We start from the raw sequence: 11,097 nt of genomic DNA on the forward strand, positions 1-11,097 counted from the left end.
ATGTGTTGTAAAAAGGGAGCCATTGGCTCCCTTTTTTGTATTTATATTTTATCTACTACAATACCATTGCAGCAATCCAGCCAAAGGCGATCAAGGGAATGTTGTAGTGAATAAACGTCGGAATAACACTGTCACGAATATGATCGTGTTGACCATCCGCATTTAAGCCAGCGGTAGGGCCTAATGTAGAGTCTGAAGCTGGTGAACCCGCATCTCCCAATGCGGCAGCAGTGCCAACTAATGCAATCGTGGCAGCAACAGAAAATCCAAATGTTAATGCTAGTGGCACATAAATCGTGGCGATGATAGGGATGGTTGAGAATGAAGAACCAATACCCATAGTAATTAACAAGCCTACTACTAACATCAATAATGCAGCTAATGCTTTATTATCTCCAATAATGTCACCAAGCGAAGCAACAAGAGTGCTCACTTCACCCGTTGATTTTACGACTGCAGCAAAGCCTGCAGCTGCAATCATAATAAAACCAATGTTGGCCATCATTAGCACACCTTGATTAAACATGTCTTGTCTAACGTCAGGTTTGATAATTCCAGAGAAACGAAAAATGATAAAACCTGTTAAGGCACCGAAAATCATTGAGTCAGTTTGGAGTTGCACAACCAGTGTTGCAACTATCGCTACTAACGATATTAAAATGGTTTTCTTATTAATACTGATTTCTTCTTGCTCAACAGTAATATCTTTTGCTTCGTATATTCTTGGTTTTCGATAAGTGATGAATACCGCAGTCAATAAACCAGCAATCATTCCGAGTGCCGGCAGTAGCATAGCTGCAGGGATCTGTTCTTTTACGGCTTCTAGGCCATTATTGTTTAAATTGGCTAATAGTATGTCATTTAAAAATATGCCACCAAAACCAATTGGTAGAATCATATAGGTCGTCACTAAACCAAATGTGATAATACAAGCGACAAGGCGTCTATCAATTTGCAGTTTACTAAGCACATGAAGTAGCGGCGGGATAAGGATCGGGATAAAGGCAATATGAATCGGCAAAATATTTTGCGAGCTAATCGCCATTAATAAAATTGAGGCAAGTAATAACCAACGAACGACCAAAGTATTGGTGCTGTTAGGCTCTTTACCTACTTTTTTAATAATATTATGCGAAATAAGGGTCGTTAAACCAGAATGCGATAACGCGGCAGCAAAAGCCCCTAGCAAAGCATAACTCAAGGCTATTTGCGCTCCGCCTCCTAAGCCGTCATTAAAGGCTCCTATTGTTTGGTGAATATCAAGTCCACCAACTAAACCCGCTACCAAGGCGCTAACCGTTAGTGCAATAACAACATTCACACGCATGAGACTTAATGCAAGCATTAAGGTGACAGCAATTACGACTGCATTCATATTTAAGTTTTCTTATTTAATTTTTATTTAGATAGACATAGTGCAATCATTCTTGTCTGTATAAAACCTCATGTCCAGTTTATCTCGGTTGAGTTTACGAAAACTGAATGCTTGTAAGTAGGGTTTATCATTGATGTAACAAGGCGTGTAAGGATGTTGAAAATTTTTTTAGGAATAAAAAAGGATTGATATGGAGTATTTTTCATCAAGTAAACCATATTTCATCTTAAAAGGCTTATGTCTTTATTCAATTAGCGGTAAGGTATAGCGCAATTATCCTACATTCGTCGTGTTAATCGTTAACACGTATGTGAGCTATCTCGCATATTGTATTTGTTTGGGTATAATGCTTATCAGTTTTAAACAGGTATTGTGTTAATTTTTTTCAATCCATAGATGGAGATTTAAAATGAGCGTATTAGTAGGCCGTCCGGCCCCAGATTTTACTGCCGCAGCGGTTCTTGGTACTGGTGAAATCGTTGATAGTTTCAATCTATCTACCGCGATTAAAGGTAAGCCAGCAGTTGTTTTCTTTTACCCGCTAGACTTCACTTTTGTTTGTCCTTCAGAGCTGATTGCTTTTGATCACCGCATTGAAGAGTTCACTAAACGTGGTGTTGAAGTTATCGGTGTTTCAATCGATTCTCAATTCTCTCATCACGCTTGGAGAAAAACTGCCGTTGAAAAAGGCGGTATCGGTGAAGTTAACTACACATTAGTAGCTGACGTAAAACATGAAATCTGTAAAGCATATGACGTTGAGCATCCAGAAGCTGGTGTTGCTTTCCGTGCATCATTCCTAATTGACAAAGAAGGTCAAGTTCGTCACCAAGTGGTTAACGACTTACCACTAGGTCGTAATGTTGATGAAATGCTACGTATGATTGACGCATTACAATTCCACGAAGAGCACGGTGAAGTATGTCCTGCTGGTTGGGAAAAAGGCGACAAAGGCATGACTGCAACAACTGAAGGTGTTGCTTCTTACCTAAAAGATAACTCTGACAAGCTTTAATATTCGTTTGTTAGACATAAAAAAAGCTGCCTCGGCAGCTTTTTTATTTATATCAATCAGCTTTCTGATGTTTCTTTAATTGATTCTTCTTCGTGCTCTTCGCTTACCATTGGCCAGCCGCCTAAAGTCTTCCATTTATTGACGATGTAGCAAAATAATTCAGCAGTACGCTCTGTATCGTACAAGGCTGAATGAGCCTCTTTATTGTCAAATTCAATTCCTGCCATTTTACAGGCCTTTGCCAACACTGTATGACCAATTGCAAGTCCAGCAAGCGTGGCGGTATCGAAAGTCGCAAACGGGTGGAAAGGTGAGCGTTTTAAATCGTTTCGTTCTATGGCTTTATTAACAAAGCCAATATCAAATGCAGCATTATGGGCCACAATAATACAGCGATGACAATCAGCGGCTTTCTGCGCTTTTTTGACATGCTTAAATATTTCTAGAAAAGCTTGCTTCTCTTCAACGGCTCCACGCAGTGGATTTGTTGGATCAATGCCATTAAAAGCAAGTGCTTCGGGTTCTAGGTTAGCGCCTTCAAATGGTTCAATATGAAAGTGAAGTGTTTTATCTAGTTCGATAAAACCATCATCATTCATTTTAAGGGTGGTAACCGCTATTTCTAGCAACGCATCAGTGGCGGCATTAAATCCAGCTGTTTCAACATCAATAACAACAGGGAAGTAGCCTCTAAAACGGTGTTTGAATTTATTTGCGTCGCAGATATCGCTCATTAAAAACCTCTTTCTTTATTATGGTGGCTATTATGCTAAAAGAGAGAGCCAGTGTCATGTGTGAATGAGTAAATTCTACGCTAAAGAAACATAAAACGATGCCGATAGAGTATTGTGACTAGCAAACAGGGTGTTTTTTATGTGGCGTAAGGCAATTCTAGTATCAAGCTTTTGTTTAGTAAGTTCTGCACAAGCAGACTTACAGCATTATGTTGCATCATTAGATAACTCTATGTGGCGCATTAGTGAAAACAGCCCAATTGAATGCCGTTTAGAACATGATATCCCTGATTATGGCAAAGCTATTTTTACTAGCAAAGCAGGTAAAGATTTAAACCTTAATTTTACCTTAGATATGTGGAACAAGCCCGATCAAGTGACTAATGCTGAGTTAATTAGTAAAGCACCTCAGTGGCGTCCTGGCGTAAATGAAAAAGCGATCACTAAACTTAAATATCAAAAACAATTTAATGGTGAAGTCCCAAAGAAAGCGGCTTGGTCAATGTTGTCAGAATTAAGTAAAGGCATGCAACCGACTTTTTACTACGCAGATTGGTATAATCAATCTGACAAAGTTGCTGTAGGCTTATCTTCGGCAAATTTTGGTGGTGAGTACCGTCAGTTTCGTTCTTGTTTAGCGACGCTGTTACCTTACGGTTTTGATGATATAGCGTTTACCGTGCTCAATTATGAAGAGGGTGGAACTAATTTAACCCGTTTTTCAAAACAGCAACTGAAACGTGTTCAAGAGTATTTATCCTATGATTCTGATGTAGAGTTAGTGTTTGTTGATGCTTATACTGACAGTTATGGTGGTCGTTCTGTGAATCAAAGGGTGTCACAGCGTCGTGCAGACACAGTTGCTGATCTTCTTGTTGCAAGTGGCATTGAAGAAAGTCGTATTCATAAGACGGGTCATGGTGAACGTCGTCATGTTGCATCTAACGATCTTGTTGAAGAAAGAGCACGTAACCGCCGAGTAGTGATCAAAATCTCCAAAAGCATTTAAATTTCAATTTCTGCCTATCACGACTCTAGCAGCCCCAATCTCTTTCAAGGCTTAACTCAGCGTTAAGCCTTTTTAGTTTTCTAAGCCATTGATTGAACAACATGATGGCAGCACCACAAAGTAAGTTGCATTTTAATGAACTGAGACTCATTAGAATAAAGTCGATGATAAATTTAAGGTAAAAAAAAGCCCACTTAAAAAAAGTGGGCCAAACAATTTGTATTCACAAATTCAAGGAAGGAAGTCAAGCATAAGAACCAGGGATAAGTTGAGGTATTGGGGTACATCAACTAGGAGTTCTTGGTTTTCAATAACTAAATAAGCTATGTCCTGAAAACAAGATGAATTTTAGAGAGTTTACTCTAAGGTGACAAACTAGAAAAATTACAGCTTCAGATTAGTATTTCTAATCCATTACAATGTCGTTAAATTTTTACTAATCACAATAATTAAACCAGAATACCTAAAATGGCCGTTTATATTCATTCGTTATGCATATTTAATTGTTTTTGTGCTTATTTCAATTGATGTATAAATGTTAAATTTACAATTCTACTAACAATACAAAATAATTTAATAATAAGAAATACTGCTTAATTCCCTTGTTAATAGGGTTTTTAGTGCTTTGGTAAGGGATAGGGAAATCGTATCTTTAGTGACTAGCTAGAATTGATGTTTTCGTTAATCTTTTTATAATTTTTTGCTATACAGGAAACAAAGTTGAGGTTGCTCTGTATGATTAACCCGCTTTTTGTACGAATATTGGTCACCTGTATGACTTTGTATCCTTTATCGCTATATCCACAAACAACAACATAAGTAACTTTTAGCACTATATATTCTTATCCAAATGCTCTTTTGGGAAAGTCATCGCAGAAATAACCGATTGAATGACCGATGTGTGTATAGAATTTTTAGTACTCCTTTAACTAATTACCCATCAAATTATTTACGCATCACTATTGATAAACTCTCATTACTCATTACTCAAGACTTTTTCTAAAAATGAAAATTAATCATTCTTGCTGTCTACTGTGACTTAACGATTTTATATGAGTGACTTATAAATTAGACTAATAAACACACTGGAAAACGTTTATGTTTGTTCTCTAGTTTACTTTGTTAAACATCCCCTTTATGTAATGAACCTCCTTCAATGGTTAACTCGAATGAGGGACGCTTAAAAGTTAAATGTTTGTAAATGAATCAATAGCTAACATTAAACATTCTTCATTTATTAGGCATATCGCTGCAAAAGCCCTAAGTTTAATGGCAAATTAATCATCGCTCTTTAAAATAAACCTTTTATAGCCGTGTCCTTTTATTCACAAGCGTGGTGGTACTCGGTATAGTAAGCCATCTTTTATTACGCAAAATTCACAATCGCTAATTATGTTTACATGGCCAATTTCAATTTATTATGAAGACACGGATGCCGGTGGCGTTGTGTATCATTCAAATTATTTAAATTTCTTTGAACGAGCAAGAACTGAATGGCTTAAATCGATGGGAGTAGTACAAAGCACACTTTTAGCTGATGATATTGCTTTTGTGGTTAAGCATGCTGAGTTAGATTTTCGAATTGCAGCTAGGTTTGAACAGAACTTATTTGTTGAATCAAAGGTCATAGAATTAAAAAAAGCCTCTTTGGTATTTAAGCAGCGTTTGCTTGACGATAACGGTGACTGTTATTGTGAAGGAACCATTATTGTTGCTTGTATCGCGCTATCTCGTATGCGCCCAAGAGCTATCCCATTAAATATTGTGCAGGAGTTTAATCGTGCAAGCTGAAATTTCTTTTATAGGTCTTTTTTTAGAGGCAAGTGTCCTCGTCAAACTGGTAATGCTGACCTTACTTTGTCTATCAATAGCATCATGGGCTGTTATTATTCAGCGCAGGAAGTTATTAAACTCAGCTCGTGCTAAATCAATTAAGTTTGAAGACACATTTTGGTCAGGTGTGGATTTAAATAAACTCTACAAAGAATTATCTGCGCGAAGTGAAGGGGTTTCGGGACTGGAAGCGTTATTCGTTGCAGGATTTAAAGAGTATTCTCGTTTGAGTCAGGCAAATAGTAAGTCACCGGAAGCCGTCATGGATGGCACATCTAGAGCGATGCGTGTGAGTTTATCTCGTGAAGTTGAAAGACTAGAAACCCATCTACCTTTATTAGCTACCATTGGCTCAACTAGCCCATATATTGGTTTATTTGGAACGGTATGGGGCATTATGAATTCGTTTATTGCTTTAGGTGCAGTTGAAAACGCTACCTTAGCTATGGTCGCACCAGGTATTGCTGAAGCATTAATTGCAACTGCAATGGGTTTATTTGCAGCGATCCCTGCCGTAATTGGTTATAACCGCTTTTCGACACAAGTTGAAAAACTAGAAATGGCGCATGTAAACTTTATGGAAGAGTTCTCTAACATATTGCAACGCCAAGCCTACAGTGAGAAGGAAGCGGTGTAATGTATCAACGTAAGCGCCGTCGTCCGGTCGCCGAAATCAATGTTGTTCCTTATATTGACGTCATGCTGGTGTTGCTGATCATCTTTATGGTCACAGCGCCTATCGTGTCGCAAGGCGTAAAAGTAGAATTGCCACAAGGCGAAGCTGAACCTTTACCTGCAGAAAGTAAACCACCAATCGTTGCTTCTATCGATGAATTTGGTGAGTATTTCTTAAATGTGGGGAGTGGTTCAAGTGATGATCCGCTGTCTTTGGATGAGATCTCTATCCAAGTTGGTGCGATGATCCAGCTAGAGCCAGAAAGGCCAGTCGTTGTTAAGGCTGATAGAAGAATTCCTTATGAAAATGTGATTCAGTTAATGGTCAGTCTACAGGGCGCAGGTGTGCCTGCTGTTGGCCTAATGACTGATTCACCTAAGGAGTAATTCAGTGGCTGTAAAATCAGAATTAACCTTACCTATTACTATTTCAGCTGGCATTCATATTGGTGTTATTGTTGCGTTAGCTCTTGGTATCAGCTTTGAAGACAAGCCAAAGCACCTGCCTCAAGCGCAATCATCTGAGCCAGTTGTGCAAGCTGTTGTCGTTGATCAACAACGTATTAATGAGCATGCTGAAAAACTCAAAAAACAGCGAATTGAAACGCAACGTAAAGAGCGTGAGCGTCAAGAAGAGTTAGATAGGCAAGCCCGCAAAGCGAAGGAAGAAGTTAGAAAAGAGCAGGAGCGAATAAAGCAGCTTGAGAACCAACGCAGAATAAAAGAACAAGAGACATTAAAAGCGAATAATGCAGCTAAGGCCGCAAAACTTAAAGAAGCTGAAGAAAAAGCGAAAGCTGAAAAAGCTGCGGAATTAAGAAAGCAAAAAGAAGCTGAGCGTAAAGCTGCGGAGAAAAAAGCCGCTGAAAAACGTAAAGCTGAAGAAGCTGCGGCAGCGAAAAAGCGTGAAGAAGAACGTAAACGTAAAGAAGAAGCTGAACGGAAACGCAAAGCTGAAGAAGCTGAACGTGCTCGTCAAGAACGTGAAATGGCTGAAGCAATGGCAGCTGAGCAAGTCGCTTTATCGGCAACACGTTCAAAGCAAATTACGTCAGAAGTCAATAAATATACAGCAATGATTAAATCAACGATTCAACGCAATTTGGTGGTTGATGAGTCAATGCGTGGTAAAAGTTGCCAAGTACTTATTCGACTCGCAAAAGATGGGTTTGTGACGGCAAGTCAAACGTTAAGCGGCGATCAAGTCGTTTGCCGTGCTGCGAAAGCTGCAATTAATAAAGCGGGGCGTTTACCCGTTTCTTCTGAAGAAGATGTTTACAATAAAATGAAAGAAATTAATTTAACCGTATCACCGGAATTTAATTAAAGGAGTCACATGAAGATTTTGGCAAAATGGTTAACAGTTTTTGTATTTTTAACCAGTACCACGGCAAATGCAGCGCTAGATATTGTTATTACTGAAGGTGTTGATGCCGCAAGGCCCATTGCGGTTATGCCTTTTGTATGGAAAGGAACAGGGCCAGCGCCAACACAAATTAGTGATGTTGTTACAAGTGATTTAGCTCGTAGTGGTACATTTAGTCCATTGGATGCTCGCAGTCTACCGCAAGCGAATATCAGTACTGTTAACGAATTCATTGCAACAGGTTGGGAGCAAACGGCTTCAGATGCACTCTTAGTCGGTTCGATTAAACCTTATGGTACTAATCAGTACTTAGTGAGTTTTGACTTAATCGACTTAGTCAAAGCGCAGTTGCAGTCTGACAAAGGTCCAGTACCTGCAAGTGACTTATTATTGGAAAGCCGTGAAACGGTAATAAGTGAGTCGCAATTTAGACAGTATGGTCATCGCATCAGTGACATCGTGTATGAAAAGCTAACTGGAATACGTGGTGCCTTCTTAAGTCGTATTGCTTATGTGGTTGTGAAACAGGGGGAGAAATCACCGTATCACTTGATGATCGCTGATTATGACGGATATAACGAGCAAATGTTATTGCGTTCGCCTGAACCGTTAATGTCACCGACTTGGTCTCCTGACGGACGTCGTCTCGCTTATGTGAGTTTTGAGAATCGTAAAGCAGAAATATTTGTTCAAGATATCTATACTCAAGAACGTATTAAGGTGAGCTCCCATAAAGGTATTAATGGTGCACCAAGCTTTTCGCCTGATGGTAAAAAGTTAGCTGTTACATTATCAAAAGATGGACAACCTGAAATTTACGTGATTGATATAGCGACAAAGGCACTTAAACGTGTGACAAATCACTACGCTATTGATACAGAAGCATCTTGGATGCCTGATGGAGAGTCATTGATTTTTACTTCAGAACGTGGCGGCAGACCTCAAATTTATCAAGTTAAATTGAGTACTGGAAAAATCTCACGTGTGACGTTTGAAGGTGAGTGGAACCTAGGCGGTACTATCACTCCTGATGGACGTAGTATGATTTTTGTAAATCGTACTAATGGTAAATTTAATATTGCGAGAATGGATCTTCAAACTCGCTTTATGCAAGTGCTTACTTCAACTCAACTTGATGAGTCACCAAGTATTGCACCTAATGGAACCATGGTTATCTATGGTACAACCTATCGCGGTAAGCAAGTATTAGCAGCGGTATCTATGGATGGACGTTTTAAAGCAAGACTACCAGCAGGCCAAGGTGAAGTGAAATCGCCAGCCTGGTCTCCATTTCTATAAATTTTAATTAAGGATTACCCATGAATCTGAATAAGTTGTTTAAAGCTATGTTAGTTGTTGTACCTGTAATGGCATTAGGTGCATGTAGCACAACTTCAGAATCTGAAACTGACGCAAGTGGTTCAACTAGTGGTTCTACTACTACAACCACTGGCGGTGAATATGGTTCTGGTGGTGTTGAAACAGGTGGCGCAGCGCCAATCTTAACTCCAGAAGAGCAGCAACGTATTGAGCAAGAAGAATTACGTGCTCAAAATATTATTTATTTTGATTTTGACCGTAGTGAAGTACAAAGTGAAAATGCTGCAATTATTCAAGCTCACGGAAACTATTTAGTTGAGCACCCAAATGTACGTGTATTAATTGAAGGTCATGCTGATGAGCGTGGCACTCCTGAATACAATATTGCGTTAGGTGAACGTCGTGCTAAAGCTATTGCTAAATACTTACAAGGTATGGGTGTTCAAGCTAGCCAAATGAGTGTTGTTAGTTATGGTGAAGAAAAGCCATTAGATTTTTCTCGCAGTGAAAGTGGTTTTGCAAAAAACCGCCGCGGTGTTTTAGTTTATTAATCGCGAAGAGTAAAAGCGATAACGGAAGGCCGGCTATGCCGGCCAGTTTAGGAGTTTATTGATGAAACATGCTGTTTTAGTTGCTGCGATGTTTGTAGCTGCAGGTGCTAACGCTGCCCCTGCACCTGTTCAAGATATTGCAGGCGGGTCAAATGATGATCGACTATCTCGTTTAGAACGTATTATTAAAGCAAAACAACAATCTGAATTTGAAGCGCAACAACGTTTAGATGCATTACAACGTGAAGTTCTTGAGTTACGTGGTATTACTGAACAGCAAGATTATCAAATTAGTCAAATGTTGCAGCGCCAACGCCAGCTTTATGAAGAAATTGCTAATTTATCAGCGAGTGCAGCGTCGACCACTGTCTCTGTCGCTGATACTGCTACATCTGCTGGTACTCAGTCTACTCTAGGGGAAACTGCAAGCTATGAGCAAGCCGTGAACCTTGTATTGAAAGAGCGTAAGTACGATGAAGCCATTCCGGCCTTTAGTGACTTCATTAAACAATACCCAGATTCCACATATGCTGCCAATGCCAACTATTGGTTAGGCCAGTTGTTATTCAATAAAGGTACTTTTGCTGAAGCTAAAGTTGCATTTAATACCGTGGTCAATAAATATCCTAACTCTAATAAACGTGGTGATAGTTTAGTTAAGTTAGGCATGATCGCTGAAAAAGAAGGTGACAATGCGACAGCGAAGACATTCTATAACCGAGTGTTGAAAGAATACGCTAATAGTGCCTCTGCAAGACTTGCTCAACAACAATTGTCGGCTTTGTAAGCCTAATTTAACTAAAAAACAGCCTCTTAGTTTATTTTTAGTGCAAACGGCAAAAAAACCATAAATTGCACTTGCATGCGAAGATGAAAAAGGTATTATAGGCGCCCTCAGAACGGAGCGACGTTCTGAGGTCATTAAACAGGTTAGATTAACTTAGTTAGATGACAGATTGATTGAACTCTATTTATAGTCTTCACTTAATCTAAGAAACAGAAATGGGTCGTTAGCTCAGTTGGTAGAGCAGTTGGCTTTTAACCAATTGGTCGAAGGTTCGAATCCTTCACGACCCACCACTTTTCTGAAAGTGAGTTGCCAGTTAGGCATAAATTTAGACGTAATGAATCGTTACGTAAAACCAGATGAGTCGTTAGCTCAGTTGTTTAGTTTAATTAGGCAGTTGGCTTTCTCTCCAATTAAAACATAGGTTTTAAT

11 protein-coding genes and 1 tRNA gene are annotated in these 11,097 nt (G+C 39.2%); 10 read left to right on the forward strand and 2 right to left on the reverse strand.

From position 1 onward, the window contains the following. Window positions 1-55: 55 nt before the first annotated feature. On the reverse strand, window positions 56-1,375 hold the full coding sequence (locus tag AB4128_RS13265; protein ID WP_065108324.1) for a Na+/H+ antiporter family protein: 1,320 nt from the start codon (window positions 1,373-1,375) through the stop codon (window positions 56-58). A gap of 409 nt (window positions 1,376-1,784) precedes the next feature. On the opposite strand from AB4128_RS13265, the gene AB4128_RS13270 reads away from it, so the two are divergent. Continuing rightward, the gene (locus AB4128_RS13270) at window positions 1,785-2,390 is read left to right on the forward strand and encodes a peroxiredoxin (protein ID WP_055023799.1); all 606 of its coding nucleotides are present in this window, start codon (window positions 1,785-1,787) and stop codon (window positions 2,388-2,390) included. 56 nt (window positions 2,391-2,446) lie between these two features. On the opposite strand, the gene rnt is transcribed toward AB4128_RS13270, so the two are convergent. After that, window positions 2,447-3,124 carry a ribonuclease T gene (gene rnt, locus AB4128_RS13275; RefSeq protein ID WP_055023798.1) on the reverse strand — a complete coding sequence of 226 codons (678 nt, stop codon included), beginning with the start codon at window positions 3,122-3,124 and terminating at the stop codon, window positions 2,447-2,449. Between the two features lie 139 nt (window positions 3,125-3,263). Here rnt and AB4128_RS13280 point away from each other — a divergent pair, with 139 nt between their 5' ends. From AB4128_RS13280 to AB4128_RS13320, 9 genes are all read left to right on the forward strand, one after another. Then, on the forward strand, window positions 3,264-4,133 hold the full coding sequence (locus AB4128_RS13280) for an OmpA family protein (protein WP_055023797.1): 870 nt from the start codon (window positions 3,264-3,266) through the stop codon (window positions 4,131-4,133). A gap of 1,389 nt (window positions 4,134-5,522) precedes the next feature. Further along, window positions 5,523-5,924, forward strand: coding sequence for a tol-pal system-associated acyl-CoA thioesterase (gene ybgC, locus AB4128_RS13285; protein ID WP_119968336.1), 402 nt, complete (start codon window positions 5,523-5,525; stop codon window positions 5,922-5,924). Continuing rightward, complete coding sequence (gene tolQ / locus AB4128_RS13290; protein ID WP_055023795.1) at window positions 5,914-6,603, forward strand: protein TolQ; 690 nt, start codon at window positions 5,914-5,916, stop codon at window positions 6,601-6,603. Before ybgC ends, tolQ begins: the two co-directional genes overlap by 11 nt. Continuing rightward, window positions 6,603-7,028 carry a protein TolR gene (gene tolR / locus AB4128_RS13295; protein WP_055023794.1) on the forward strand — a complete coding sequence of 142 codons (426 nt, stop codon included), beginning with the start codon at window positions 6,603-6,605 and terminating at the stop codon, window positions 7,026-7,028. The genes tolQ and tolR overlap by 1 nt, the downstream gene beginning before the upstream one ends. A 4-nt stretch (window positions 7,029-7,032) precedes the next feature. Next, window positions 7,033-7,968: a cell envelope integrity protein TolA gene (tolA, locus tag AB4128_RS13300; protein ID WP_055023793.1), complete on the forward strand. Its 936-nt coding sequence runs from the start codon at window positions 7,033-7,035 to the stop codon at window positions 7,966-7,968. A 9-nt stretch (window positions 7,969-7,977) separates the two neighbouring features. Further along, window positions 7,978-9,306, forward strand: coding sequence for a Tol-Pal system beta propeller repeat protein TolB (gene tolB / locus AB4128_RS13305; protein ID WP_372037962.1), 1,329 nt, complete (start codon window positions 7,978-7,980; stop codon window positions 9,304-9,306). A gap of 20 nt (window positions 9,307-9,326) precedes the next feature. Beyond that, entirely contained in the window at window positions 9,327-9,878 is a 552-nt protein-coding gene (gene pal, locus AB4128_RS13310) for a peptidoglycan-associated lipoprotein Pal (RefSeq protein ID WP_055023791.1), read from the forward strand. A gap of 61 nt (window positions 9,879-9,939) precedes the next feature. Beyond that, the gene (ybgF, locus tag AB4128_RS13315; RefSeq protein ID WP_282167243.1) at window positions 9,940-10,665 is read left to right on the forward strand and encodes a tol-pal system protein YbgF; all 726 of its coding nucleotides are present in this window, start codon (window positions 9,940-9,942) and stop codon (window positions 10,663-10,665) included. Window positions 10,666-10,882: 217 nt separating this feature from the next. Further along, window positions 10,883-10,958 (forward strand) — tRNA-Lys (locus AB4128_RS13320). Window positions 10,959-11,097 lie beyond the last annotated feature (139 nt).

Origin of the sequence: Shewanella sp. 10N.286.52.A9 (assembly GCF_041468985.1) — a bacterium.
Lineage (GTDB): Bacteria > Pseudomonadota > Gammaproteobacteria > Enterobacterales > Shewanellaceae > Shewanella > Shewanella japonica.

Bases quoted from the DNA above. Each gene is read 5' to 3' on its own strand.
- AB4128_RS13265 (WP_065108324.1), bottom strand. From the start codon at position 1,375: ATGAATGCAGTCGTAATTGCTGTCACCTTAATGCTTGCATTAAGTCTC.
- AB4128_RS13270 (WP_055023799.1), top strand. From the start codon at position 1,785: ATGAGCGTATTAGTAGGCCGTCCGGCCCCAGATTTTACTGCCGCAGCG.
- rnt (WP_055023798.1), bottom strand. From the start codon at position 3,124: ATGAGCGATATCTGCGACGCAAATAAATTCAAACACCGTTTTAGAGGC.
- AB4128_RS13280 (WP_055023797.1), top strand. From the start codon at position 3,264: ATGTGGCGTAAGGCAATTCTAGTATCAAGCTTTTGTTTAGTAAGTTCT.
- tolR (WP_055023794.1), top strand. From the start codon at position 6,603: ATGTATCAACGTAAGCGCCGTCGTCCGGTCGCCGAAATCAATGTTGTT.
- tolB (WP_372037962.1), top strand. From the start codon at position 7,978: ATGAAGATTTTGGCAAAATGGTTAACAGTTTTTGTATTTTTAACCAGT.
- pal (WP_055023791.1), top strand. From the start codon at position 9,327: ATGAATCTGAATAAGTTGTTTAAAGCTATGTTAGTTGTTGTACCTGTA.
- ybgF (WP_282167243.1), top strand. From the start codon at position 9,940: ATGAAACATGCTGTTTTAGTTGCTGCGATGTTTGTAGCTGCAGGTGCT.